Annotated in this window: 27 protein-coding genes and 1 other RNA gene; 24 read left to right on the forward strand and 4 right to left on the reverse strand. The window is 66.0% G+C overall.

Going from position 1 to position 24045, the window contains the following annotated elements:
• Positions 1–36: 36 nt before the first annotated feature.
• From AC1RAA_RS11270 to AC1RAA_RS11315, 10 genes are read left to right on the forward strand one after another with little or no spacing between them, the layout of a single operon-like run.
• Entirely contained in the window at positions 37–753 is a 717-nt protein-coding gene (locus tag AC1RAA_RS11270) for a hypothetical protein (RefSeq protein ID WP_492729836.1), read from the forward strand.
• Positions 750–1013 (forward strand): hypothetical protein, encoded by a 264-nt coding sequence (locus AC1RAA_RS11275; RefSeq protein WP_492729324.1) that lies wholly within the window; start codon positions 750–752, stop codon positions 1011–1013. Before AC1RAA_RS11270 ends, AC1RAA_RS11275 begins: the two co-directional genes overlap by 4 nt.
• The gene (locus tag AC1RAA_RS11280; RefSeq protein WP_492729322.1) at positions 1010–1234 is read left to right on the forward strand and encodes a hypothetical protein; all 225 of its coding nucleotides are present in this window, start codon (positions 1010–1012) and stop codon (positions 1232–1234) included. Before AC1RAA_RS11275 ends, AC1RAA_RS11280 begins: the two co-directional genes overlap by 4 nt.
• Before the next feature lie 2 nt (positions 1235–1236).
• Entirely contained in the window at positions 1237–1473 is a 237-nt protein-coding gene (locus AC1RAA_RS11285) for a hypothetical protein (protein WP_492729320.1), read from the forward strand.
• Entirely contained in the window at positions 1470–2000 is a 531-nt protein-coding gene (locus AC1RAA_RS11290; RefSeq protein WP_492729318.1) for a hypothetical protein, read from the forward strand. Before AC1RAA_RS11285 ends, AC1RAA_RS11290 begins: the two co-directional genes overlap by 4 nt.
• Complete coding sequence (locus AC1RAA_RS11295; RefSeq protein ID WP_492729316.1) at positions 1990–2541, forward strand: hypothetical protein; 552 nt, start codon at positions 1990–1992, stop codon at positions 2539–2541. Before AC1RAA_RS11290 ends, AC1RAA_RS11295 begins: the two co-directional genes overlap by 11 nt.
• A complete protein-coding gene (locus AC1RAA_RS11300; protein ID WP_492729314.1) occupies positions 2538–3203 on the forward strand; it encodes a J domain-containing protein in 666 nt (221 codons plus the stop codon). Before AC1RAA_RS11295 ends, AC1RAA_RS11300 begins: the two co-directional genes overlap by 4 nt.
• Entirely contained in the window at positions 3200–3928 is a 729-nt protein-coding gene (locus AC1RAA_RS11305) for a hypothetical protein (RefSeq protein WP_492729312.1), read from the forward strand. The genes AC1RAA_RS11300 and AC1RAA_RS11305 overlap by 4 nt, the downstream gene beginning before the upstream one ends.
• Positions 3925–4143 carry an excisionase family protein gene (gene xisR, locus AC1RAA_RS11310; protein WP_492729310.1) on the forward strand — a complete coding sequence of 73 codons (219 nt, stop codon included), beginning with the start codon at positions 3925–3927 and terminating at the stop codon, positions 4141–4143. Before AC1RAA_RS11305 ends, xisR begins: the two co-directional genes overlap by 4 nt.
• Positions 4140–5285, forward strand: a complete 1146-nt coding sequence (locus AC1RAA_RS11315; protein ID WP_492729308.1) for an Arm DNA-binding domain-containing protein — start codon at positions 4140–4142, stop codon at positions 5283–5285. Before xisR ends, AC1RAA_RS11315 begins: the two co-directional genes overlap by 4 nt.
• Before the next feature lie 133 nt (positions 5286–5418).
• On the opposite strand, the gene ssrA is transcribed toward AC1RAA_RS11315, so the two are convergent.
• The 4 genes from ssrA to ompA all read right to left on the reverse strand — a co-directional run bounded on the left by ssrA (position 5419) and on the right by ompA (position 7998).
• Positions 5419–5803, reverse strand: a transfer-messenger RNA (tmRNA) gene (gene ssrA / locus AC1RAA_RS11320).
• A 12-nt stretch (positions 5804–5815) separates the two neighbouring features.
• Complete coding sequence (locus tag AC1RAA_RS11325) at positions 5816–6493, reverse strand: HAD family hydrolase (protein WP_390345513.1); 678 nt, start codon at positions 6491–6493, stop codon at positions 5816–5818.
• Positions 6490–7218 carry a bifunctional 2-polyprenyl-6-hydroxyphenol methylase/3-demethylubiquinol 3-O-methyltransferase UbiG gene (gene ubiG / locus AC1RAA_RS11330; RefSeq protein ID WP_070064006.1) on the reverse strand — a complete coding sequence of 243 codons (729 nt, stop codon included), beginning with the start codon at positions 7216–7218 and terminating at the stop codon, positions 6490–6492. The genes AC1RAA_RS11325 and ubiG overlap by 4 nt, the downstream gene beginning before the upstream one ends.
• Before the next feature lie 129 nt (positions 7219–7347).
• Positions 7348–7998, reverse strand: a complete 651-nt coding sequence (ompA, locus tag AC1RAA_RS11335; protein WP_070064005.1) for an outer membrane protein OmpA — start codon at positions 7996–7998, stop codon at positions 7348–7350.
• Between the two features lie 224 nt (positions 7999–8222).
• Here ompA and gyrA point away from each other — a divergent pair, with 224 nt between their 5' ends.
• The 14 genes from gyrA to AC1RAA_RS11405 all read left to right on the forward strand — a co-directional run bounded on the left by gyrA (position 8223) and on the right by AC1RAA_RS11405 (position 24024).
• Positions 8223–10868, forward strand: a complete 2646-nt coding sequence (gene gyrA, locus AC1RAA_RS11340) for a DNA gyrase subunit A (RefSeq protein WP_062468652.1) — start codon at positions 8223–8225, stop codon at positions 10866–10868.
• The gene (locus AC1RAA_RS11345) at positions 10865–11458 is read left to right on the forward strand and encodes a DUF2059 domain-containing protein (protein ID WP_225616959.1); all 594 of its coding nucleotides are present in this window, start codon (positions 10865–10867) and stop codon (positions 11456–11458) included. The genes gyrA and AC1RAA_RS11345 overlap by 4 nt, the downstream gene beginning before the upstream one ends.
• 6 nt (positions 11459–11464) lie before the next feature.
• On the forward strand, positions 11465–12595 hold the full coding sequence (serC, locus tag AC1RAA_RS11350; RefSeq protein ID WP_492729304.1) for a 3-phosphoserine/phosphohydroxythreonine transaminase: 1131 nt from the start codon (positions 11465–11467) through the stop codon (positions 12593–12595).
• A gap of 24 nt (positions 12596–12619) precedes the next feature.
• The gene (pheA, locus tag AC1RAA_RS11355) at positions 12620–13741 is read left to right on the forward strand and encodes a prephenate dehydratase (RefSeq protein ID WP_492729302.1); all 1122 of its coding nucleotides are present in this window, start codon (positions 12620–12622) and stop codon (positions 13739–13741) included.
• 18 nt (positions 13742–13759) lie between these two features.
• On the forward strand, positions 13760–14653 hold the full coding sequence (locus AC1RAA_RS11360; RefSeq protein ID WP_492729300.1) for a prephenate dehydrogenase: 894 nt from the start codon (positions 13760–13762) through the stop codon (positions 14651–14653).
• 1 nt (position 14654) lies between these two features.
• Positions 14655–16673, forward strand: coding sequence for a bifunctional 3-phosphoshikimate 1-carboxyvinyltransferase/cytidylate kinase (locus AC1RAA_RS11365; RefSeq protein ID WP_492729297.1), 2019 nt, complete (start codon positions 14655–14657; stop codon positions 16671–16673).
• Between the two features lie 232 nt (positions 16674–16905).
• Entirely contained in the window at positions 16906–18594 is a 1689-nt protein-coding gene (gene rpsA / locus AC1RAA_RS11370) for a 30S ribosomal protein S1 (protein WP_062468664.1), read from the forward strand.
• An 80-nt stretch (positions 18595–18674) separates the two neighbouring features.
• Positions 18675–19001, forward strand: coding sequence for an integration host factor subunit beta (locus tag AC1RAA_RS11375; protein ID WP_056582668.1), 327 nt, complete (start codon positions 18675–18677; stop codon positions 18999–19001).
• Positions 19002–19047: 46 nt separating this feature from the next.
• The gene (locus tag AC1RAA_RS11380) at positions 19048–19383 is read left to right on the forward strand and encodes a LapA family protein (protein WP_492729294.1); all 336 of its coding nucleotides are present in this window, start codon (positions 19048–19050) and stop codon (positions 19381–19383) included.
• Positions 19373–20551: a lipopolysaccharide assembly protein LapB gene (lapB, locus tag AC1RAA_RS11385; protein ID WP_307584920.1), complete on the forward strand. Its 1179-nt coding sequence runs from the start codon at positions 19373–19375 to the stop codon at positions 20549–20551. The genes AC1RAA_RS11380 and lapB overlap by 11 nt, the downstream gene beginning before the upstream one ends.
• A 137-nt stretch (positions 20552–20688) precedes the next feature.
• Positions 20689–21021 carry a ComEA family DNA-binding protein gene (locus AC1RAA_RS11390; RefSeq protein WP_095744337.1) on the forward strand — a complete coding sequence of 111 codons (333 nt, stop codon included), beginning with the start codon at positions 20689–20691 and terminating at the stop codon, positions 21019–21021.
• 162 nt (positions 21022–21183) lie between these two features.
• Positions 21184–22152, forward strand: a complete 969-nt coding sequence (locus AC1RAA_RS11395) for a TRAP transporter substrate-binding protein (protein ID WP_492694673.1) — start codon at positions 21184–21186, stop codon at positions 22150–22152.
• Positions 22153–22155: 3 nt separating this feature from the next.
• A complete protein-coding gene (locus AC1RAA_RS11400) occupies positions 22156–22689 on the forward strand; it encodes a TRAP transporter small permease (RefSeq protein WP_492729291.1) in 534 nt (177 codons plus the stop codon).
• A gap of 21 nt (positions 22690–22710) precedes the next feature.
• A complete protein-coding gene (locus AC1RAA_RS11405; RefSeq protein ID WP_174250226.1) occupies positions 22711–24024 on the forward strand; it encodes a TRAP transporter large permease in 1314 nt (437 codons plus the stop codon).
• Positions 24025–24045: the final 21 nt, after the last annotated feature.

Genomic DNA, 24045 nt, shown 5'->3' on the forward strand with positions numbered 1-24045 from the left:
TTCGTGAGCACCGAGCAGTTTCCGCCTGTGCCAACAGTGAAAGAGCGCCCCATCCTGTTCTCGGCGCCGATGGTGCGCGCACTGCTCGACGGCACAAAGACGCAGACGCGGCGCGTGGTGAAGCCGCAGCCAGCCGCCGACACATTCCAGGTCACGCCGTACCACCATCCCGACAACAAGCCGCGTTTCTACGCGTGGAAAGAGGGTTTCGGCGGCGCCGAGATGCATCCGGGCTGGGAGCCGATCCGCAGCCCCTACGGGCAGCCCGGCGACCGGCTCTATGTGCGCGAGACGCACGCCAAGATCATCGGCCAGTCTGGCGGCTGGATCGAGACGGACTACCGTGCCACCTACACGCACGGCGACCGCCTGGGCGACAAGCTCGGCATCAAGAAGAAATGGACGCCGGCGATCCATATGCCGCGCGACGCCAGCCGCATCGACCTCGAAATCACCGGCGTGCGCGTCGAGCGCCTGCAGCACATCAGCGAGGCGGACGCCGACGCAGAGGGCTGCGAGCGGCTGGACAGCGAGCGCACCGAGCACGACTGGCGCCTGTGCCCCCGGTGCGGCGGCACTCGACTCCACAACGCGCTCGGCGCCAACCTGGGCGTGATCTTCGATGTGGACTGCTGCGAGTGCGACACCTACGTGAAGCGGTACCGGCACCTGTGGGAGTCCATCAACGGCGTCGGCAGCTGGGACGCGAATCCCTGGGTGTGGGTGGTCGAGTTCCGGAGGGTGCGGCCTTGAGCACCGCGGTTCTCGACTCCCTCATCACAGACGCGCTGGCCATCGCAGGCAATTCCGACCAGCGCCTGCACAACGGGCGCCTCTGGCTGTTCCAGGGTGGCCGAGCCTGCCCCATCGGCTGGTGGGACTGCTCGCAGGCTGTTTTCCGCTGCGCAAAGACCGACGACTGGGACTACGGCGAGCCGGGCGGTCCTGGTGCTGCCGAGTGCCAAGCCACGTGCAAGCACGGCATGCAGCCGCCGCCGGAGGAATCGCCATGACAACACCCGGCTTCGGCGCCTTCTCCAGCGCGGTGGCGCGCGCCAAGAACGAGATCTTCCGCCGCCACTACAACCCCGCGACGCTGCGCCCCACCGAGACCGTGAAGGCCTCGATGCAGTGCGTGCGCTGCGGCGGCCTCTTCAACTACACCGCCAGCTCGATCGACGGCCGCATGAGCGGTCGCTGCTCGAGCGCGGGCTGCATCAAATGGAGCGACTGACCATGAGCACCAAGACCATCCCCGCCAAGACCATCAAGACCTGCGACTGCTGCGGCAGCGTCATGGACAGTCGCAACTCCGTCAAGGATGGCGGCCTCGTCCTCAAGGCCCACGCGCTGGACATGCACGGCTCGCCCTGCGCCGACGCCACGCGCCAGCTCGACCTCTGCGATTCGTGCCTGCACGGCGTGACCAAGGCGATCGATGCCGTCATCGCGCAGAGGGGGCCCGCAGCATGACGGGACACATCGGCCATGAGGTCAGCGAACGTCGCACTGACCTCGTGCCGGGGCAAATGCACTGCGCACGCTGCAAGTTCCAGCTCACCCGAACGAACCTCTACGTGAACAGTGGCACGGCCGGCGCTGGTGATTCGAAGACGGAACCCTGCCCGAACGGTTGCGGCCCGCTGTGGCCTGTGACGTGGGAGCAGGCCGCGCGCGATGCTTGGGCAACCTGCGAAACGCTGTTCGATCGCGCCAAGGTCGCCGAGGACGCCCTGGCGGCAGTCAACCCGCCTCGGCTTGTCGGCTCCCCCACCACGCCCGAGGCCTCAGCGGCACCGGATGCACCGAGCGCCGGGGTGAGCCCTGATGACGACTTGCTGGTGGCGCGCATCACGCTGAACGGAACCACGCTGACGGTCGAAGCGAACACCCTTGCCGACATGTTCGGCACGGACGACGAGCAGCACACCTACGAACTGACCTTCGAACGCATGACGCGCGCGGCTTTCGAGGCGCTGGGAGAGTTCAATGGCTTCTGACCAGAATTTCAGCGATTGGTACTTCACGTTCAGCAAGGCACACGACCGCACGCCCAGCCAGGAAGAAGTCTGGAATGCCGCCACCGCGGCGCGTGAGCAGGAGGCGCATCACCGCATTTACGACCTGCTGCTGGGCGACGACGGCCAGGCCCACAAGGAAGCCCGCAAGTACCTGGAGCGCAGTGCGCCGAGTCTCGCGGCAGGTCTCGCAGCGCGAGCCGCAACACCAGCAGCGGGCGATCTGACTACGCTGGGCGACGACCTGATCGCCATTCTCGGCCGTCCAAACTTCACTTGCATTCGGCTCGCTCAAGCGCTGCGCCTCTGCGGTGTCGAGATCGAAACGAAGGCCGAGCACGAGCAGGCCGCAGTGATTCACTTCCTGCTCACGCGCTACATGCGCCACGGCAGCGACTGGGCGAAGCACGCCGACGCCGATCTGCGCACCATGCTCGACAAGGCAGAGGCGAAGAACAAGGCCGCCATGACCCCGAAGCCCGGCAGCACGCAGATCGAAGCCGGCGAAGGAGACGCGCGATGAGCATCACTGCATCGCCTCTATCTTGGCCGCCGGGCTGGCGTCGCACCGAGGACGACATGCGGACCTTCGGGCGTTTCGGTGTGCGCCGCCGCGAGTCCGGCCGCTCCTACGCGTCCTTGCAGGACATCACGATCGCAGAGGCTACGAGCCGGCTTCTTGAGGAGCTGGTGCGCATGCGCGTTCAGCGCGGCTCGATCATCCTGAGCACCAACCTCAAGCTGCGCCTCGACGGGCTCCCGCGCAGCGACCAGGCAGCGCCGCGCGACCCTGGTGCCGCGGTCTACTGGGAAGACCCGTACAACGGCCAGCCCCGCAGCATGGCGATCGACGCCTACACCAAGGTCGAAATGAACATCGCCGCTCTGGCGGCCACTATCGAAGCCATGCGAGCGATCGAGCGGCACGGCGGCGCGGTTGTGCTGGAGCGCGCTTTCACCGGCTTCGCCGCCCTGCCGGCGCCGATCGTGGCCGGCATGAAGCGCGACTGGCAGGCGGTGCTGGAACTGCAGGCGCTGCTGCAGCCGACCGAGGATGACATTCGCCGCGCATACCAGCGGCTGGCCAGCAAGTACCACCCCGACCGGGCCGGCGGCGGCGCTGCGCGCATGGCCGAGCTCAACCAGGCGCGAGACGAAGCGCTGATCTGGGTGGCGAAGCGATGACGCCGGCATCGCTGGCCGTCGTCGGCCACATCGACATCCCGCCGGCCGTGCTCGAGCATCGCTTCGTGCGCGAGGCCCTTGCCAATGCCATGCTGCTCACGAAGAAGGAAGACCCGAGCGCGCAGGTGGTGGGCACTGAAAACACGCGGTCCTGCGAGCTGTACGGCTGGGCGCCCAACGTCGAAGCGCACCGCGACTGCACCGGATGGGTCTACCTGGTCGCGCTCAACGACGGTTTCAGCACCGTTCAGGCCTGGGCCTCGGCCCTGCCGCGCTCCCGCAAGCTGCACTGCGTCGAGCTGCGCCGCGGCGACGTCGTGCGGCTGTGGGACTTCTGCGAGCACTGGACCGAGGACCGCGCGCCGCGTATCGCCGCGTTCGTGGGCTCCTACGAGCGCCCCAACGACAAGCACGCGCTGGCTGCCCTGCAGCGCGGCATCGACAGCCTCGCCGCCGGCGCCTACTACGGCGCGCCGCGCGTGCGCTCGGCGTTTCGCGCGCTGCTCGACGACGAATGCCTGGCCGCCGACGCCGACATGACCGAGCTGCAGCCGATGCTGCTGGCCGACGCTCGCCGCGAGGACCGCCTGATCGAGACCTGTGCCCACTGCGACAAGCCCGCAGTGCGGCCCGATGAGAAGTGGCCCTACTTCTCCTCCATGTCGGTGTGCCGCACGCACCTGAGCCACCGCGAACACCTGATATCAACCCTGGAGGCTCTATGAGTGCCAACGAAGCCAGCTACCGCTGGGTCAAGCTGAAGAAGCACTGCGCGGACACGGGCGACACCGCCAACGCAGTGCACGCGCGCCGCCGCAAACGAATCTGGACCGACGGCGTGCAGTGCCGCAAAGGTCCAGACGGCAATCTCTACATCAATCCGGAGGAATACAACAAATGGGTCGAAAACCAGTCACCCTCGAATGCCCGCGCGGCGTGAGCATTCGCGAGTTCAAGCACGAGCAGCGCATCCAGATCGCGTTCAGCTTCCGCGGCACCGAGTGCCGCGAGCTGCTGCCCCTGCAGAGCATCACGAAGAGCGCCTTGACCTACGCGGCCGGGCTGCGCACCGAGATCCTGCGCAAGATCACCGACGGCGAGTTCCAGTACTCCGAGTACTTCCCGGACAGCACGAAGGCCAAGCGTTTCGAGAATGCTGGCATGCGCACGCTGATCGGGCCGCTGCTCGACGCCCAGCTCGCCACCTACGAGAAGCAGGTGAAGGCCGGCAAGTTGTCGCCCAGCACCCTCGCGGGCTACAAGAAAGCGATCAACAGCGAGCGCATGAGCTTCTGGCGAGAAAAGACGCTCGCCGAGGCCACGCCAAGCGCCCTACGCGGGTGGATTTCCGAGATGAACGTCACGGCGAAATTCACCCGCAACCTGCTCACGCCGCTGCGCAGCGTCTTCGAGGACGCGCTCAACGACGACATGATCACCTTCGACCCGTTCGATCGGATCGCCCTGACGAAGCTGTTGAAGCAGACCGCCAAGACCAGCGAGTACCAGGCGAACCCATTCTCGGCAGAGGAACGGGCCAAGATCCTGCAGGCCGCGCGCGCCGACGAGTGGCCGATGGTGCAGTTCTGGTTCAACGCCGGCCCACGCCCAGGCGAGATGATCGCGATGAAGTGGCCCAAAGTGAACTTCAAGGCTGCGAAGGTGCGCATCGATCTGAACCAGGTGGAGGGTGTCGAGAAGCCCCCGAAGACCGAGGCAGGCATCCGCGACGTCGACCTGAATCAGGACGCGATCGCCGCACTGCGAGCGCAGGAGCCGATCAGCAGGGCCAAGGGCGAGCACGTCTGGCTGAACCCGGGGACCGGGGAGCCCTGGACGAACGACGCCCAGATTCGGAAGACGATGTGGACGCCGTTGCTGACGCGGGCAGGCGTCCGGTACCGAAACCCGTATCAGGCCCGGCACACGTACGCCAGCGCCGCGTTGACGGCTGGCGCGAACCCGTGGTACTTGGCCGACCAGCTCGGCCACGAAGACGCCACCATGGTCTTCACGATCTACGGGAAGTTCATTTCCGAGGACTACAAGAAGCCGAAGCCCCAGCTTCGGGCCGTGGCCTGAGGGGAGTTTCGCGTGCGAATTCCCCCGGTTTGGCGTGCGAATTTCGTGCGAAACGAACGCCAAAAGTGGATGGCGAATGCCAATTTAGCCAGTCAAGCGCCCTTGTTCTCACATTGGCGTTGACGATCTGAGATGGTGGAGCTGGGGGGATTTGAACCCCCGTCCGCAAGCCTTCATCGCGCAGTTCTACATGTGTAGTGATCTGATTTAAGTCTCGCTTCCGGAGTCGCGCAGTCACACGCTAAACCGGACGCCAGCACCCTATTTTCTCGCCCCGACCCAAGGTACCCGGATCGGAGCCAGCCCATGTAATTATCCTTGCAGCCGGGAGGTCAGGATTGCTCCAGACCCCCTTGCCCAGCCCATCGGCCAACTGTTGCAAGGCTCACTGGCAATTAAGCAGCGAGTGCGAAACGTTCGTCGTTTGCAGTTAGTTTGTTTGAATCTGTTTTACGAGCGCATTCAGCTCGACATGCCCCGCTGCGACTCCGAACCCACGTCGAAACCAGTGCAGCCCCAAGCGACTCATTTTAGGCGCTATTGAGTAACTTCAAGAGCTCCAGGGGCGAAGAGATTGAGGCATCGGCTTTCCACAGCGCCGCATCGGCCTGCGAACCCATGTAACCGTAGGTGGCCGCCACGGTTCCCATGCCCGCGGCGCGGCCCGCGATGATGTCGCGCTCGTCGTCCCCCACGTAGATGCAGGCCTCGGGCGCCACGCCAAGACGGCGCGCCGCCTCGTGCAGCGGCTCGGGGTGCGGCTTGGCGAATGGCGTGGTGTCGCCGCTCACGATCGCACCGGCGCTCGCGAAGAGCGGCATCGCGGCGGTCAGCGGTTCGGTGAAGCGGGCCGACTTGTTGGTGACCACGCCCCAGCGCAGGCCGCGCTCGCGGATCGCCTCGATCAGCGGCGCCACGCCGTCGAACACCAGGGTGTTGAGCAGCATGCGGCGTTCGTAGCCGACGTAGAACTCCTCGCGCAGCGCATCGAACTCCGGCGCCTCGGGCGTGATGCCGAAGGCAATGCCGAGCATGCCGCGTGCGCCGGCGCCGGCCATCGGGCGGTAGCGCTCCAGCGGGTAAGGCGCCAGGCCGCGGTCGGTGCGCATCTTGTCGGCCGCCGCGCCCAGGTCGGGCGCGCTGTCGATCAGCGTGCCGTCGAGGTCGAACAGGATGGCCTGTGTGGTCGTGCTCCCGATCTTCATCATCCCTGCGCCTCCGGCAGCGCCGGCTTCTGGGTCGCGAAGAGGTAGTTGACGCTGGTGTCGGCGCTGAGCCAGTAGCGGCGGGTCAGCGGGTTGTATTCCATGCCCCGGGTGTGGCGCAGGTCCAGGCTGGCAGCGCGGCAGTAGCCGGCCAGTTCGCTGGGACGGATCAGCTTGGGGTACTCGTGCGTGCCGCGCGGCAGCATGCCCAGGACGTACTCGGCGCCCACGATCGCCAGCATGAAGGACTTCAGGTTGCGGTTGATGGTCGAGAAGAACACCCAGCCGCCCGGCTTCACCAGCGTGGCGCAGGCCTGGATCACCGACGCCGGATCAGGCACGTGCTCCAGCATTTCCATGCAGGTGACCACATCGAAGCTGCCGGGCTGCTCGGCCGCGAGCGCCTCGGCACTGATTTCGCGGTACTTGACGCCGCGCGTCCCGGCTTCGAGGGCGTGCAGTTGAGCGACCTTGAGCGCCTTGGTCGCGAGGTCGACGCCCAGCACGTCGGCGCCCTTGCGCGCCATCGAATCGGCCAGGATGCCACCGCCGCAGCCGATATCGACCACGCGCTGGCCCGAAATAGGCGCAATACCGTCAATCCATTCCAGCCGCAATGGATTGATTTCGTGCAGCGGGCGGAATTCGCTCTCCAAATCCCACCACCGGTGCGCAAGCTCCGAAAACTTGGCCAGTTCGGCCGGGTCTGCATTCACGTTTTCTGTCATGGGGCAATTATGAAGCGAGCAAAGCCCGGCTCGAACGCAATGGGCTTGCCTCAGGCACGGCCGCAAATACGGCAGGCATAAAAAAACCCCGCCGAGGCGGGGTTTTCATTCGTCGATGGAATCGATCGATCAGTTGGCGCGGGTGCCAACCACTTCGATTTCCACGCGACGGTTCTTGGCGCGGCCTTCCTTGGTGCGGTTGTCAGCCACAGGCTGCTTCTCGCCCTTGCCTTCGGTGTAGACGCGGTTGCGTTCGATGCCCTTCGAGACCAGGAAGGCCTTGACGGCTTCGGCGCGACGCACCGACAGACGCTGGTTGTAGGCGTCGGTACCGATGGAGTCGGTGTGACCCACAGCGATGATGACTTCGAGGTTCACGCCACGGATCTTCTCGACCAGGTCGGTCAGCTTGGCGCGACCTTCGGGCTTCAGCACCGACTTGTCGAAGTCGAAGAAGGCGTCAGCAGCGAAGGTGACCTTCGAAGCAGCGACTTGAGCCGGGGGAGCCACGGGAGCCACGCCAGGAGCGGTGGGCACAGCAGCCGGAGCAGCCGGAACCAGGGCGCCGTCGCAACCGGCGGCAGCCGTTGCGGGCGTCCAGTTGGCATCGCGCCAGCACAGTTCGTTCGTGCCGTTCTTCCAGACCAGTTCGCCGGTGCCGTTTTGCCAGTTGTCGATCGTAGGACCGCCGTTCGCAGCGGTGACACGGGTCTGCGCGCCGGCGGCAGTGGCGAGCGCAGCGACTGCAAACATCATCGCCACTTTATTCAGTTTCTTCATGGTTCTCCTCTTGGGGAAAAAGCCGCAGCCGCGCTGCGAATCAAGGACGCTTTAAGTGACCACCACCCAAAACGTTGAGACGATTGTGCCATAGGGTCTTTGGCAAACAGGCCGCTGGACGCCCCTGAAGCGTAGGACGGAGGCGGAATAGAGCCCTTGTGTTGCGGCGGTGCGACACCCCTCACAGCGTAAAATTTCGCCTTCCTGCCGCCAGCCTCTTGCTCATGACCTCCTTCGCCAAAGAAACCCTGCCCATCAGTCTCGAAGAGGAAATGCGCAGCAGCTACCTCGATTACGCCATGAGCGTGATCGTCGGCCGGGCGCTTCCCGACGCCCGCGACGGCCTCAAGCCGGTGCACCGGCGCGTGCTGTACGCGATGCACGAGCTCAACAACGACTGGAACCGGCCGTACAAGAAGTCGGCCCGTATCGTCGGCGACGTGATCGGTAAGTACCACCCGCACGGCGACCAGTCGGTCTACGACACCATCGTCCGGCTGGCCCAGGACTTCTCGATGCGCCACATGCTGGTCGACGGCCAGGGCAACTTCGGGTCGGTCGACGGCGACAACGCCGCCGCAATGCGTTATACGGAAATCCGGCTGGCCAAAATTGCGCATGAAATGCTGGCCGATATCGACAAGGAAACTGTCGACTTTCAGGACAATTACGACGGCTCCGAAAAAGAACCGAAAGTTTTGCCCAGCCAGCTGCCGAATTTGCTGGTCAATGGCTCCGGCGGTATTGCGGTCGGCATGGCCACCAATATCCCGCCGCACAACCTGAATGAAGTGGTGGATGCCTGCCTGTATCTGCTGCGCAATCCGCAGGCGAGCATCGACGAACTGATGGAAATCGTGCCGGCGCCCGACTTCCCCACCGCCGGCATCATCTACGGCATCAACGGCGTGAAGGACGGCTACCGCACCGGCCGCGGCAAGGTCGTGATGCGCGCCAAGTGCCACTTCGAGGACATCGACCGCGGCCAGCGCCAGGCGATCATCGTCGACGAGCTCCCCTACCAGGTCAACAAGAAGACGCTGCAGGAGCGCATGGCCGAGCTGGTGCACGAGAAGAAGATCGAAGGCATCAGCCACATCCAGGACGAATCCGACAAGTCGGGCATGCGCCTGGTGATCGAGCTCAAGCGCGGCGAAGTGCCCGAGGTGGTGCTCAACAACCTCTACAAGCAGACGCAGCTGCAGGACACCTTCGGCATCAACATGGTGGCGCTGGTCGACGGCCAGCCCAAGCTGTGCAACCTGAAGGACCTGATCGAAGTCTTCCTGCAGCACCGCCGCGAAGTGGTCACGCGCCGCACCGTCTTCACGCTGCGCAAGGCCCGCGAACGCGGCCACGTGCTCGAAGGCCTGGCGGTGGCGCTGGCCAACATCGACGAGTTCATCCGCATCATCCGCGAGTCGCCCACCCCGCCGGTCGCCAAGGCCGAGCTCATGACCCGCAGCTGGGACAGCAAGCTGGTGCGCGAAATGCTCACGCGTTCGCGCGCCGACGGCGGCGTGATCAACGCCGACGACTACCGCCCCGAAGGCCTCGAGCGCGAGTACGGCATGGGCGGCGACGGCCTGTACCGCCTGTCGGAAACGCAAGCGCAGGAAATCCTGCAGATGCGTCTGCAGCGCCTGACCGGCCTGGAGCAGGACAAGATCGTTGCCGAGTACAAGGACGTCATGGCCGAGATCGACGACCTGCTCGACATCCTGGCCAAGCCCGAGCGCGTCTCGATCATCATTGGCGACGAACTCGGCGAGATCAAGCAGGAGTTCGGCCAGTCGAAGATCGGCGCCCGCCGCAGCCTGGTCGAGCACAGCGCCTACGACCTCTCGACCGAAGACCTGATCACGCCGACCGACATGGTCGTCACGCTCTCGCACAGCGGCTACATCAAGAGCCAGCCGCTGGGCGAGTACCGCGCGCAAAAGCGCGGCGGGCGCGGCAAGCAGGCCACGTCCACCAAGGACGACGACTGGATCGACCAGCTCTTCATCGCCAACACGCACGACTACATCCTGTGCTTCTCCAACCGCGGCCGGCTGTACTGGCTCAAGGTGTGGGAAGTGCCGGCGGGTTCGCGCGGCTCGCGCGGACGTCCCATCGTCAACATGTTCCCGCTGCAGGAAGGCGAGAAGATCAACGTCGCGCTCGCCCTCACCGGCGAGAAGCGCAACTTCCCGGCCGACCAGTACGTGTTCATGGCGACCTCGATGGGCACGGTCAAGAAGACGGCGCTCGACGAATTCAGCAACCCGCGCAAGGGCGGCATCATTGCCGTGAACCTCGATGAAGGTGACTACCTCATCGGCGCGGCGCTCACCGACGGCAAGCACGACGTGATGCTCTTCAGCGACAACGGCAAGGCCGTGCGCTTCGACGAGGAAGACGTCCGCCCGCTGGGCCGCAACGCCCGCGGCGTGCGCGGCATGTCGCTGGAGCCCGGCCAGGGCGTGATCGCCATGTTGGTGGCCGAGGACGAGCAGCAGAGCGTGCTCACCGCCACCGAAAATGGTTACGGAAAACGCACAAGCATTACCGAATACACGCGTCATGGTCGCGGAACCAAAGGCATGATCGCGATTCAACAGAGTGAGCGCAACGGCAAGGTCGTTGCCGCCACGCTCGTTCATGCGGACGATGAGATCATGCTCATCACCGACAAGGGTGTGCTCGTGCGCACCCGTGTGGCCGAGATTCGCGAACTGGGTCGGGCGACGCAAGGCGTCACGCTGATCGGGCTCGACGAAGGCGCCAAACTCAGCGGGCTTCAACGCATCGTCGAAAACGACGCGAACGGCGAAGGTGAGCCGGACGCAGACGACACTTCCACATCTTCAACGGAGAATCCTCAGTGAAAAAACAACTCAAGCTCGCACTCCTGACCGCTGCCCTCGCCGGCTCGTCCATGGCCGCCATGGCCCAGGACAAGGCCACGCTGATCAAGCAGTTCATCGAGATCCAGCGCCCCGGCATCGAGTCGCTGGCACGCGGCCTGATCGAGCAGTCGAGCGCCCCCATCGCGCAAGCCGGTTCGCAGTACCTGCAGACGCAAGTGCCCGAAGCCAAGCGCGAATCCGCCGCCAAGGCCGCTGACGCCGAACTGAAGAAGTACTTCGACGACGCCTACCCGGTCGTGCGCGACAAGGCCGTGCAGATCGCCCCTGGCGCCCTCACGCCCATCCTCGAGCAGAACTTCACCGAAGAAGAGCTCAAGCAGCTGCTGGCCTGGATCAACTCACCCCTGAGCAAGAAGTACCAGGAACTGAACCCGAAGATGCAGACCGCTCTGACGGAAAAGCTGGTGACCGACACCCGCGCCACCATCGAACCCAAGATGCGCGCACTCGACACCAACGTCGCCAAGGCCCTCGGTGCTCCCACCGACGGCGCCGCCGCAGCTCCCGCCAAGGCGCCCGCCGCCAAGGCTCCCGCCAAGACAAAGTAAAGCACCGTGACCCAGCAGCAGACGCCGGCCGGCAAGCGCCCCTACAACTTTTCGGCCGGTCCGGCTGCCATGCCGGAGGCGGTGCTGCAACGCGCCGCTTCCGAGATGCTCGATTGGCAGGGCAGCGGCATGAGCGTGATGGAGATGAGCCATCGCGGCAAGGAATTCGGTGCCATCTGCACCCAGGCCGAAGCCGACATCCGCACGCTGCTGGCCATCCCCTCGCACTTTCACATCCTGTTCATGCAGGGTGGCGGCCTTGGCGAGAACGCCATCGTGCCGTTGAACCTGTCGCGCGGCGCCGCTGCCGACTTCGTCGTCACCGGCAGCTGGAGCGCCAAGTCCCACAAGGAAGCGCAGCGCTACTGCACCGCCCGCGTGGCGGCCAGCAACGCCGACAATCAGCACACGCAGCTGCCCGATCCCGCCAGCTGGCAGCTGTCCGCCGATGCCTCGTACGTGCACGTGTGCAGCAACGAGACCATCAACGGCATCGAGTTCCAGCAACTCCCCGACCTGGCCGCGCTCGGCAGCAAGGCGCCGCTGGTCATCGATTTTTCTTCCCATGTCGCTTCACGCAGCGTCGACTGGAGCCGCGTCGGCCTGGCCTTCGGCGGCGCCCAGAAGAACCTCGGCCCCGCCGGCTTGACCATCGTGGTCGTGCGCGACGACCTGCTGGGCCACGCCCTCGAGATCTGCCCGAGCGCGTTCAATTACAAGACCGTGGCCGACAACCACTCCATGTACAACACGCCGCCGACCTGGGGCATCTACATGGCGGGGCTCACGTTCCAGTGGCTGCTGCAGCAGACCGAAGGCGCGCTCACCGGCATCGCCGCCATGGAGCAGCGCAATGTCGAGAAGGCGAAGCTGCTGTACGACTTCATCGACGGCTCCGACTTCTACGCCAACCGCATCGACGCCAACTGCCGTTCGCGCATGAACGTGCCGTTCTTCCTGGCCGACGAGGGGCGCAACGAGGCCTTCCTGGCCGGCGCGCGCGAAGCCGGGCTGCTGCAGCTCAAGGGCCACAAGTCGGTCGGTGGCATGCGCGCGAGCATCTACAACGCCATGCCGCTGGCAGGGGTGCAGGCCTTGGTGGCCTACATGAGAGAATTCGAGCGATCGCATGCGTAGGCGCATGCCCTGTTGCTCGCACCGATGACCGCCTCTGCCCCCACACCCCCCACCACCCCCGACAATTCCGAAAGCCTGGCCGGTCTGCGCGTGCAGATCGACTCCCTCGACCAACGGCTGCTGAGCCTGCTCAATGAGCGCGCCCATGTGGCCGAGCTGGTCGGCGAGGTCAAGAAGCGCGAAGGCACGCCGTTCTTTCGCCCCGACCGCGTCGCCGCGGTCATCAACAAGATGCAAAGCAGCAATGGCGGTCCACTCAAGGACCTCCATGTCGCGGCCATCTGGCGCGAGATCATGTCGGCCTGCCTGGCACTCGAATCGCCCCAACGCGTGGCCGTGCTCGGCCCCGAGGGCACCTTCTGCGAACAGGCCGCCATCGAGTACTTCGGCGGCGCCGCCGACCTGATCTACTGCGCCAGCTTCGACGAGGTGTTCCACGCCACCGCCGCGGGCAGCGCCCAGTACGGCGTGGTCGGCGTCGAGAACTCGACCGAAGGCGTGGTCACGCGCTCGCTCGACCTGTTCCTGCACTCGCCCACCCATGTCGTCGGCGAAGTCAGCCTGCTGGTGCGCCACCACCTGATGCGCAGCAGCAACTCGCTCGAAGGCGTCGAGGCCGTGCTGGCCCATCCGCAGGCGCTGGCGCAGTGCCAGACCTGGCTGTCCAAGCACCTGCCCAACGCCGAGCGGCGCGCCGTGTCGAGCAACGCCGAAGGCGCACGCCTCGCGGCCACCAACCCGGCCTGGGCCGCGCTGGCCGGCGAACGCGCCGCCACCCGCTTCGGCCTGCACATCGTGGCGCACGCCATCCAGGACGATTCGTACAACCGCACCCGCTTCTCGGTGATCTGCCTGCCGCAGACGCTGGCCATGCCGCCGGCTTCGGGCAAGGACTGCACGAGCCTGATCGTCTCGGTGCCCAACCGCCCCGGCGCGGTGCACGACCTGCTGGTGCCCCTGAAGGCCAACAACGTGTCGATGACGCGCTTCGAGTCGCGCCCCGCGCGCACCGGCCAGTGGGAGTACTACTTCTACATCGACCTCGACGGCCACCCCTCGCAGCCCAACGTGGCCGCGGCGCTGGCCGAACTGCGCGGCCTCTGCGCCTTCTACAAGGTGCTCGGCGCCTACCCGATCAAAGCCTGAGCCGAACGGACCGACGCGATGTTCGAGCAACTGGGATTGATCGGCTGCGGCCTCATGGGCGGCTCCTTTGCGCTCGCGCTCAAGCGCGCGAAGCTGGTGAAACGCGTGGTGGGCTACAGCAAGTCACCCTCCACCACCGAGCGGGCGCGCCAGCTCGGCGTGATCGACGTGGCGGCGCCCTCGGCGCTGCTGGCGGTGTCGGGCGCCGACCTCGTGCTGCTGGCCGTGCCGGTGGCCGCCTCGGAAGCCACCTTCAAGGCCATCCGCCACGGCATCTCTGCCGACACGCTGGTGATGGACGTGGGCTCGACCAAGGGCGACGTGATCGAGGCCGCACGCAACGGCCTGCAAAAGCAGTTCGCGAACTTCGTGCCGGCGCACCCGATCGCCGGCAAGGAAGTCTCCGGCATCGAGCATGCCGAAGCCTCGCTCTTCACCGGCCGCCAGGTCGTGCTGACCCCCGTCAAGACCACGCTGCGCTCCAACGTGCAGCGCGCCTCGCAGGTGTGGAGCGGCATCGGCGCCAACGTCGTCACCATGACGCACGAAGAGCACGACGCCGCCTTCGCCGCCGTGAGCCACCTGCCGCACCTGCTGGCCTTTGCCTACACCAACGCCCTCATCGGCCAGCCGCAGGGCGACCGCTTCCTGAGCCTCGCGGGACCGGGCTTTCGCGACTTCTCGCGCATCGCCGCCAGCGACCCCGTCATGTGGCGCGACGTGCTACTCGCCAACCGCGAGCAGGTGCTGCAGCAGTCGCAGGCCTTCCGCAAGGCGCTGGAAGACCTCGAAGCCCTGATGAGCGCCGGCGACCTGCAAGGCCTGGAGCAATCCATCGCCGGCGCCAGCAAGGCGCGCGCCGCCTGGAAGCCGAACTCGAGCACCGACGCCTTGGCCCAGCAGGACAGCTGACATGTTCTCGACCGCCTTCCTCGACCTCCCCCCCCTTGCGGGCGCCACCGGCACGGTCCGGCTGCCCGGCTCCAAGAGCATCTCCAACCGCGTGCTGCTGCTGGCTGCGCTGGCCAGCGGCACCACCACGATCCACGACCTGCTCGACTCCGACGACACGCGCGTGATGCTCGACGCCCTGCGCGCGCTGGGCTGCGGCATCGAGCCGGCCGGCGCCTCGCTGCGCATCACGGGCCTGGGCGGCCAGCTGCCGCCAGCGCTGGGCACGACGCTGCTGCCGCTGTTCCTGGGCAACGCCGGCACGGCCATGCGTCCGCTGACGGCGGCGCTGTCGCTGCTCGGCGGCGAGTTCGAGCTCAGCGGCGTGCCGCGCATGCACGAGCGCCCGATCGGCGACCTGGTCGACGCCCTCACGCAGCTCGGCTGCCGCATCGACTACCTCGGCAACCCCGGCTACCCGCCGCTGCGCATTCATCCGGTGTCGCACGACGAGCTGGCGCTGGGCGCACCGATCCGCGTGCGCGGCGACGTGTCGAGCCAGTTCCTGACCGCCCTGCTGCTGGCGCTGCCACTGGCGGCGGCCGACGACATCGTGATCGAGGTCGTCGGCGAGCTGATTTCCAAGCCCTACATCGAGATCACGCTGAACCTGCTGGCGCGCTTCGGCATCACGGTGCAGCGCGACGGCTGGGAGCGTTTCACCATCCCCGCCGGCAGCCGCTACAGCTCGCCGGGCGAGATCCACGTCGAGGCGGACGCCTCTTCTGCTAGCTATTTCATAGCGCTCGGCGCCATCGCAACGGGCGTTTCGGGGCAGAACGGCATCCGCATCGAAGGCGTCGGCGCGGCCTCGATCCAGGGCGACATCCGCTTCATCGACGCCGCCCAACAGATGGGCGCGCGGGTCGACAGCGGCCCGAACTGGCTCGAAATCCGCCGCGGCGCCTGGCCCCTGAAGGCCATCGATCTCGACGCGAACCACATCCCCGACGCCGCCATGACGCTGGCCGTCATGGCGCTGTACGCCGACGGCCCCACCACGCTGCGCAACATCGCAAGCTGGCGCGTGAAGGAAACCGACCGCATCGACGCCATGGCGAACGAGCTACAGAAGCTCGGCGCGACGGTCGAGGCCGGGCCCGATTTCATCCGCGTCCACCCCCTGCCCGCCGCCGGCTGGCGGCCCGCCAGCATCCGCACGTACGACGACCACCGGGTCGCCATGTGCTTCTCGCTCGCGGCCTTCAACCCGGCCGGCGTGCCGGTGCGCATCCTCGAGCCGCACTGCGTCGCCAAGACCTTCCCCGACTACTTCGAGACCCTGTTCTCGGTGGCCGAGGCCGCCGAAGTGCCCGTGATCTGCATCGACGGCCCGACCGCCTCGGGCAAGGGCACGCTGGCCGCCGAGGTGGGGCGCCTGCTGGGCTACCACTACCTCGATTCGGGGTCGCTGTACCGCGTGACCGGGCTTGCCGCGCGCCGCGCCGGCCTGGAGGCCAACGCCGCGAACGAAGCGCAGATCGCCGCGCTCGCCGCCGCCCTGCCCCTGCAGTTCACCGAGGGCAAGGTGCTGCTGGCCGGCGAAGACGTGAGCGACGATATCCGTACCGAAGCCGCCGGCATGGACGCCTCGCGCGTCTCCGCGCTGCCTGCCGTGCGCGAGGCGCTGCAAGACCTGCAACACCGCTTTCGCCGCCTGCCCGGCCTGGTGGCCGACGGGCGCGACATGGGCACCGTGATCTTCCCCGACGCGGCGCTCAAGGTGTTCCTCACGGCGGGTGCCGCCCAGCGCGCCGAACGGCGGCATAAGCAGTTGATTTCAAAGGGTATTTCGACTACACTCGACAGTCTTCGCTCCGACTTGGAAGCACGTGACGCCCGGGACTCTTCCCGCAGCGTCGCCCCTCTGAAGCCGGCGCAGGACGCTCGCCACCTCGACAACTCCCAGCTGTCCATCGAACGCTCGATCGACACGGTGTTGAACTGGTGGCAAGAAATTCAACCGTTCAAGTCCGCTTGAGCGGATTGAAGTGCAGCCTTTCAAGTCCGCTTGAAAGGCTTGCGTCTCCCGGGTGTTCCGGGTGGCGCCTACCGCTCCAGCAGGCTCCTTCCGCGCGACAGCGCACCGGCCTGCTGGTTGTTCAACCAACCGGGCTCACGCCCACAACCTAACCGCCGTCTACAGACCTCCAGCAGCCGCACGCAATTTCGCAAGAGCGCCTGCCAACCCTGCCTGACGGAAGGAACCATAAATGTCTGAATCTTTTGCCGACCTATTCGAAGAGTCCCTGAAGCGTTCCGAAATGCGCAGCGGCGAGGTCATCACCGCCGAAGTCGTGCGCGTCGAACACAACCACGTCGTCGTCAACGCCGGTCTGAAGTCCGAAGCGTATGTGCCGATCGAAGAGTTCAAGAACGACAAGGGCGAACTCGAAGTCCAGGCCGGCGATTTCGTTTCCGTTGCCATCGGCAGCGTTGAAAACGGCTACGGCGACACCATCCTCTCGCGCGACACCGCCAAGCGTCTGGCTTCGTGGCTCGCCCTCGAGAAGGCCCTGGAATCGGGCGACTTCGTCACCGGCACCACCAGCGGCAAGGTCAAGGGCGGCCTGACCGTCCTGGTCAACGGCATCCGCGCGTTCCTGCCGGGTTCGCTGATCGACACGCGTCCGATCAAGGACCTGACCCCGTACGAGAACAAGACCCTCGAATTCAAGGTCATCAAGCTCGATCGCAAGCGCAACAACGTCGTGCTGTCGCGCCGTGCCGTGGTCGAAGCCAGCATGGGCGAAGAACGCGCCAAGCTGATGGAAACCCTGAAGGAAGGCGCTGTTGTCCGCGGCGTGGTCAAGAACATCACCGAATACGGTGCGTTCGTGGACCTCGGCGGCATCGACGGCCTGCTGCACATCACCGACATGGCATGGCGCCGTGTCCGCCACCCGAGCGAAGTCGTTCAGGCCGGCCAGGAAATCACCGCCAAGATCCTCAAGTTCGACACCGAAAAGAACCGTGTCTCGCTGGGTCTCAAGCAAATGGGTGACGACCCGTGGATGGGCGTTTCGCGCCGCTACCCGCAATCGACCCGCCTGTTCGGCAAGGTCACGAACATTGCCGACTACGGCGCGTTCGTCGAACTCGAACCCGGCATCGAAGGCCTGGTGCACGTCTCCGAAATGGACTGGACCAACAAGAACATCGCTCCGAACAAGATCGTCTCGCTGGGCGACGAAGTCGAAGTCATGGTCCTGGAAATCGACGAAGACAAGCGCCGCATCAGCCTGGGCATGAAGCAGTGCAAGGCCAACCCGTGGCAAGAGTTCGCTCAAAACACGAAGCGTGGCGACCGCGTCAAGGGCCCGATCAAGTCGATCACCGACTTCGGCGTGTTCGTGGGTCTGGCTGCCGGCATCGACGGCCTGGTTCACCTGTCGGACCTCTCGTGGAACGAAACCGGCGAAACCGCCGTTCGCAACTACAAGAAGGGCCAGGAAGTCGAAGCGATCGTGCTGGCTGTCGACGTCGACCGCGAACGCATCTCGCTGGGCATCAAGCAGCTCGACAGCGATCCGTTCACCACGTTCACCACCGTGAACGACAAGGGCCAGATCGTGACCGGCAAGGTCAAGACCGTGGACGCCCGCGGCGCTGAAATCGACCTCGGCGAAGACATCATCGGCTACCTGCGTGCTTCGGAAATCTCGCGCGACCGCGTCGAAGATGCCCGCAACGTGCTCAAGGAAGGCGACGAAGTCACGGCCATCGTGGTGAATGTGGATCGCAAGACCCGCAACATCCAGCTGTCGATCAAGCAGAAGGACATGGTCGACGAACAAGGCGCCATGGCCAGCCTGAGCCAGCAGTCGGCACGCGAAAACGCGGGCACGACCAGCCTAGGCGCCCTGCTGCGCGCCAAGCTCGACAACAGCGACAACAAGTAAGCTGAGTCCGAAGACAGAGGCAGGCCCCCGGGGCCGCTCTGTCTTTTTTTTCGTCCACGTTTTTCGTTTATGTTTGGCCTATGACCCGCTCAGACCTCGTCGAAGAACTCGCAGCCCGTTTCGCGCAGCTCACGCACCGCGATGCCGAATACGCCGTCAAGACCATCCTGGACGCCATGAGCGACGCGCTGGTGCGCGGCCATCGCATCGAGATCCGTGGCTTCGGCAGCTTCTCGGTCAACCGCCGTCCGCCGCGCATCGGCCGCAACCCGCGTTCGGGCGAGAGCGTGCAGATTCCCGAGAAGCGCGTGCCGCACTTCAAGCCGGGCAAGGCACTGCGCGAGGCCGTCGACGCGAAGACCGCCGAGCTCGATGCAGGCAAGGAAGCCGCCGGCCGCAAGGCCTGATGCAAATGAATGCAAACGTAGAATGCTCCCGGCAACGGGAACAGCTATGAAGTACCTCCTGTGGCTGCTCAAGGCAGCCATTTTTTTTACGCTCTTCGCCTTCGCGCTGAACAACCAGCACGACGCGACCGTCTACTTCTTCTTCGGAACCCACTGGCGCGCGCCGCTGGTGCTCGTCGTGCTCGCGGCCTTTGCCGGCGGGCTCGTGGTCGGCGCGCTGGGCATGCTGCCCGGCTGGTGGAAACACCGCGCCGCCGCGGCCCAGGTGCCTGCGGTTTCCGAAGCCCCCTCGCCCGCACCGCAGGCCACTGCGACCGCCTCCGCGCCAACGCCGTCCATCTCCGCCACCGACCTTCCCGCCGTACGTCAACATGGACTTTGATCCCAGCTGGCTGCTGATCGGCCTGCCCGTCGCCTTCGTGCTGGGCTGGCTCGCATCGCGCTTCGACATCCGCCAGCTCAAGCTCGAGAACCGGCAGGCGCCCAAGGCCTACTTTCGCGGCCTGAACTTCCTGCTCAACGAGCAGCAGGACCAGGCCATCGACGCCTTCATCGAGGCCGTGCAGAACGACCCCGACACGCAGGAGCTGCACTTCGCGCTCGGCAACCTGTTCCGCCGCCGCGGCGAGTACCAGCGCGCCGTGCGCGTGCACGAGCACCTGCTGGGGCGCGGCGACCTGAGCCGTGCCGACCGCGAGCGCGCGCAGCACGCGCTGGCGCAAGACTTCCTGCGCGCCGGCCTGCTCGACCGCGCCGAAGCGGCGCTGCAGAAGCTCGAAGGCACGCGCTACGAGAACGAGGCCCGGCTCGCGCTGCTGGCCATCTACGAACGCTCGCGCGAATGGGCGCAGGCCGCGGACGTGGCGCAGAAGCTCGACGAGTCCGACCAGGCCAGCTACAGCACGCGCCGCGCCCACCACCTGTGCGAGCAGGCCAACGAACGCGTCGCGGCCGGCGACCTGCAGGGCGCCGGCGACCTGCTCACGCAGGCCCGCGCCCTGGCGCCGCAGGCACCACGCCCGGCCATCGACACCGCCACCTTGCAGCTGCGCAACGGCGAAGCCGCCGCGGCCTTCGACACGCTCGAAGGGCTCAGCGACACGGCGCCGCTGGCGCTGCCGCTGTATGCCGCGTCGCTGCAGAAAGCCGCCGTGGCCGCGCAGCGCGAAGGCGAGGCGCTGGCGCTGCTGCAGCGGCGCTATGCCGAGTCGCCGTCGATCGACGTGCTCGAAGCGATGATCGCGCTCGGCGGCACACCCGACGCCACGCCATCGGACACGCCCACCGAAGCCCCCACGCCGCGCGACAGCTACATCGCCCACCTCGCGCACCAGCCCTCGCTCGTCGCGGCGTCGCGCTGGCTGGCCGGCGAGCGCTTCGAGCACGAACAGTTCCATCCGCAGGTGCAGCGCGCGCTCGACCAGGCCACCCGGCCGCTCATGCGCTACCGCTGCGCAGCCTGCGGCTTCGAGGCGCACCAGTACTTCTGGCACTGCCCCGGCTGCCAGGCCTGGGACAGCTATCCACCGCGGCGCGTGGAAGAACTCTGACCACGGTTCGGAACAATCGTCACACGGGGCCCTGGGCCCCGTTTTCACGTCAACTGCCGCGTTCGCCCTCTCGTTGAGCCGAAGCCGATATTCCTGTCGGCATAGCCATACCAACGATTGAAGAGGGAGTTTTCACCATGTTCAAGAAAGTCATCGCCACGCTCGCCATGTGCTTCGCGGCCGTCTCGTTCGCCGCCGTCGACGCCAACAAGGGCAGCGCCGCCGACCTCGACGGCCTCAAGGGCGTCGGCCCCTCGCTGTCCAAGCGCATCCTCGACGCCCGCAAGGAAGGCGAGTTCAAGGACTGGCCCGACCTCATGCAGCGCGTGAAGGGCGTGAAGGAAAAGAGCGCGGCCAAGCTGTCGGCCGAAGGCCTGACGGTCAACGGCCAGAGCTTCAACGGCGCGGCGGCACCGGCCAAGGCGGGCAAGGCCGCCAAGGTGGCCGAGGCGAAACCCGCCAAGCAGTGACGCCGACCTGAACCGAAGAAACCGCCCTCGAGGCGGTTTTTTCATGCCCGCACCGGGTGCCGCATCGACACCACATGGCAGGGAAATGCCTCAGCGAATGGCCCGGAATTTGCACGTATGCTTTTCTTTCATTCAGCTTTGACTACATTCCGGAGCGCGTCCATGAATCACAAGTTCGGCATTGCCCTGGCGGGCCTCACCCTTGGCGCCGCCGCCTTCGCGCAAACCAAGTGGGACCTGCCCACCGCCTACCCCGCGACCAACTACCACACCGAGAACATCACGCAGTTCGCGAAAGACGTGGACGCGGCCACCGGCGGCAAGCTGAAGATCACGGTGCATGCCAACGCGTCGCTGTTCAAGGCGCCCGAGATCAAGCGCGCCGTGCAAAGCGGCCAGGCCCAGGCTGGGGAGATCCTGCTGGCCAACTACGCCAACGAGAACCCGATCTACGCGCTGGACGGCGTGCCCTTCCTGGCGACGACCTACCCCGAGGCCCGCAAGCTCTACGACGCCTCCAAGCCCGCGATGGACAAGCTGCTGGCCGCCCAAGGCATCAAGGTGCTGTTCGTGGTGCCATGGGCGCCACAGGGCATCTACACCAAGAAGGAGATCGGCTCGGTGGCCGACCTGCGCGGCATCAAGTGGCGCGCCTACAGCCCGGCCACGGCCAAGATCGCCGAACTCATCGGCGCGCAGCCGGTGCAGATTCAGCAGGCCGAACTGAGCGCCGCCATGGCCACCGGTGTGATCGAGAGCTACATGAGCTCGGGCTCCACCGGCTACGACACCAAGACCTTCGAGCACATCAAGAACTTCTACGACACGCAGGCATGGATTCCGAAGAACGCGATCCTCGTGAACGCCAAGGCCTTCGACGCGCTGGACGCCGCCGGCAAGGCCGCCGTCACCAAGGCCGCCGCCGACGCCGAGGCACGCGGCTGGAAGGTCGCGCAGGAGAAGAACGACGAGTACAAGCGCCTCTTGGCTGAACGCGGCATGAAGATCCACAAGCCTTCGCCCAAGCTGGACACCGACATGCGCCAGGTCGGCGGCATCATGCAGGCCGACTGGCTCAAGGCCGCCGGTGCCGATGGTGCTTCCATCGTCGACACCTACAAGAAGAAGTAAGCCGTGCGCCGCTTCCTCGACCGCCTGTACGACGGTGCAGGCGCGCTCGGCGCTTTCTGCGTGTTCCTGATCTTCGTGCTGATGATCGTGGCCGGCGTAGGCCGCCAGATGAACTGGCACGTGAGCGGGCTCAACGACGCAGTGGCCTGGCTGTGCGCGGCGGCGGCCTTCTTCGCGATGGCGCACGCCTTCCGCCACGGTGACTTCGTGCGCGTCACGCTGCTGCTCGATGCCGTGCCGCCCAAGGTGCGCCGCGTGCTCGACGTGGCCTGCCTGCTGGTCGCCGCCGTGTCGGTCGCCTACCTGACCTACTGGGCCACCAGCTTCACGTACGAGAGCTACGAGTTCAAGGAGATGGCCACGGGCCTGCTCGTGATCCCGATCTGGATTCCGCAGTCGAGCTTCGTGATCGGTTGCTGGCTGCTCTTGATCGCCATGGTCGATGAACTCGTCGGCGTGGTGCGCGGCGAGAAGCCCAGCTACCAGCGCGCCGTCGAAGAGCGCCACGCGGCAGGCGACTTCTCCTCCGACGTCTGAACGACAACAACAAAGACACCGATGCTCGAAACCCTTCTGATGGGCGCGCTGCTGCTCGGCATCATGCTGTTGCTGCTCGCCGGCGGCGTGTGGATCGCCATGACCCTGGCCATCGTCGGCTGGGTCGGCCAGGCCTTCTTCACCAACACGCTGCCCGGCAAGAACCTGTTCTCGGCCTTCTGGGAAAGCAACGCGAGCTGGGAGCTGGCGGCGCTGCCGCTGTTCATCTGGATGGGCGAGATCCTGTTCCGCACCAAGCTCAGCGAGGAGATGTTCGAAGGCCTGCGGCCGTGGCTCAACCGCGTGCCCGGCCGGCTCATGCACACCACCATCCTCGGCTGCGGCGTGTTCGGCTCGGTCTCGGGCTCCTCGGCCGCCACCTGCGCGACCATCGCCAAGGTGGCGCTGCCCGAGCTCAAGCGCCGCGGCTACAACGAGAAGCTGGCCATCGGCTCGCTGGCCACGGCCGGCACGCTGGGCATCCTGATCCCGCCGTCGATCACCATGGTTGTGTACGCGGTGGCGGCCGACGCCTCGATCATCCGCATCTTCCTGGCCGGCTTCCTGCCGGGCTTTTTGCTGATGCTGCTGTTCTCGGGCTACATCGGCTGGTGGAGCCTGCGCCACCCCGACCAGGTGCCGCCGGCCGACCCGCCGACCACCTTCATGGAGAAGATCAGGCTCTCAGGCAACCTCATCCCCTGCGCGCTGCTGATCGTGTTCATCGTCTGGGTGCTGGTGGCCGGCTGGGCCACGGCCACCGAGTGCGCGGCCTTCGGCGTGCTGGGCTCGCTGGCCATCGCGGCCTACGGCAAGAGCCTGACCTGGCAGAACTTCAAGGACGGGATCATGGGCGCCACGCGCACCAGTTGCATGATCATGTTCATCCTGGCCGGGGCCGCGTTCCTCACCAAGACCATGGCCTTCACCGGCATCCCGCGCGAGCTGGCCGAGTGGGTCGACAGCATGCATCTGTCGCCCTATGCGCTCATCGGTGCGCTGGTGGTGGTGTACCTGGTGCTGGGCACGGCGCTGGACGGCATCTCGATGATCGTGCTGACCAGCGCCGTGGTGCTGCCGATGATCCAGAAGGCGGGCTTCGACCTGGTCTGGTTCGGCATCTTCGTGGTGCTGCTGGTCGAGATCGCCGAGGTCACGCCGCCCGTGGGCTTCAACCTGTTCGTGCTGCAGAACATGACCGGAAAAGACAGCAACGTGATCGCCAAGGCGGCGATTCCGTTCTTCTTCTGCCTCGTGCTGTGCATCGCGCTGATCACGCTGTTCCCGGGTATCGTCACGATCCTGCCCGACCTGGTGATGGGCAAGGAGAAATGACAGTGCGACGACGACAAGGGA

Source organism: Variovorax sp. GW823-FHT04F07 (assembly GCF_058795995.1).

Bases quoted from the DNA above. Each gene is read 5' to 3' on its own strand.
- AC1RAA_RS11295 (WP_492729316.1), top strand. From the start codon at position 1,990: ATGGCTTCTGACCAGAATTTCAGCGATTGGTACTTCACGTTCAGCAAG.
- pheA (WP_492729302.1), top strand. From the start codon at position 12,620: ATGACCGCCTCTGCCCCCACACCCCCCACCACCCCCGACAATTCCGAA.
- gyrA (WP_062468652.1), top strand. From the start codon at position 8,223: ATGACCTCCTTCGCCAAAGAAACCCTGCCCATCAGTCTCGAAGAGGAA.
- ompA (WP_070064005.1), bottom strand. From the start codon at position 7,998: ATGAAGAAACTGAATAAAGTGGCGATGATGTTTGCAGTCGCTGCGCTC.
- AC1RAA_RS11375 (WP_056582668.1), top strand. From the start codon at position 18,675: ATGACCCGCTCAGACCTCGTCGAAGAACTCGCAGCCCGTTTCGCGCAG.
- AC1RAA_RS11280 (WP_492729322.1), top strand. From the start codon at position 1,010: ATGACAACACCCGGCTTCGGCGCCTTCTCCAGCGCGGTGGCGCGCGCC.
- AC1RAA_RS11405 (WP_174250226.1), top strand. From the start codon at position 22,711: ATGCTCGAAACCCTTCTGATGGGCGCGCTGCTGCTCGGCATCATGCTG.
- AC1RAA_RS11325 (WP_390345513.1), bottom strand. From the start codon at position 6,493: ATGATGAAGATCGGGAGCACGACCACACAGGCCATCCTGTTCGACCTC.
- lapB (WP_307584920.1), top strand. From the start codon at position 19,373: ATGGACTTTGATCCCAGCTGGCTGCTGATCGGCCTGCCCGTCGCCTTC.
- AC1RAA_RS11390 (WP_095744337.1), top strand. From the start codon at position 20,689: ATGTTCAAGAAAGTCATCGCCACGCTCGCCATGTGCTTCGCGGCCGTC.
- AC1RAA_RS11300 (WP_492729314.1), top strand. From the start codon at position 2,538: ATGAGCATCACTGCATCGCCTCTATCTTGGCCGCCGGGCTGGCGTCGC.
- rpsA (WP_062468664.1), top strand. From the start codon at position 16,906: ATGTCTGAATCTTTTGCCGACCTATTCGAAGAGTCCCTGAAGCGTTCC.
- AC1RAA_RS11290 (WP_492729318.1), top strand. From the start codon at position 1,470: ATGACGGGACACATCGGCCATGAGGTCAGCGAACGTCGCACTGACCTC.
- AC1RAA_RS11305 (WP_492729312.1), top strand. From the start codon at position 3,200: ATGACGCCGGCATCGCTGGCCGTCGTCGGCCACATCGACATCCCGCCG.
- AC1RAA_RS11365 (WP_492729297.1), top strand. From the start codon at position 14,655: ATGTTCTCGACCGCCTTCCTCGACCTCCCCCCCCTTGCGGGCGCCACC.
- AC1RAA_RS11285 (WP_492729320.1), top strand. From the start codon at position 1,237: ATGAGCACCAAGACCATCCCCGCCAAGACCATCAAGACCTGCGACTGC.
- xisR (WP_492729310.1), top strand. From the start codon at position 3,925: ATGAGTGCCAACGAAGCCAGCTACCGCTGGGTCAAGCTGAAGAAGCAC.
- AC1RAA_RS11360 (WP_492729300.1), top strand. From the start codon at position 13,760: ATGTTCGAGCAACTGGGATTGATCGGCTGCGGCCTCATGGGCGGCTCC.
- AC1RAA_RS11395 (WP_492694673.1), top strand. From the start codon at position 21,184: ATGAATCACAAGTTCGGCATTGCCCTGGCGGGCCTCACCCTTGGCGCC.
- ubiG (WP_070064006.1), bottom strand. From the start codon at position 7,218: ATGACAGAAAACGTGAATGCAGACCCGGCCGAACTGGCCAAGTTTTCG.
- AC1RAA_RS11380 (WP_492729294.1), top strand. From the start codon at position 19,048: ATGAAGTACCTCCTGTGGCTGCTCAAGGCAGCCATTTTTTTTACGCTC.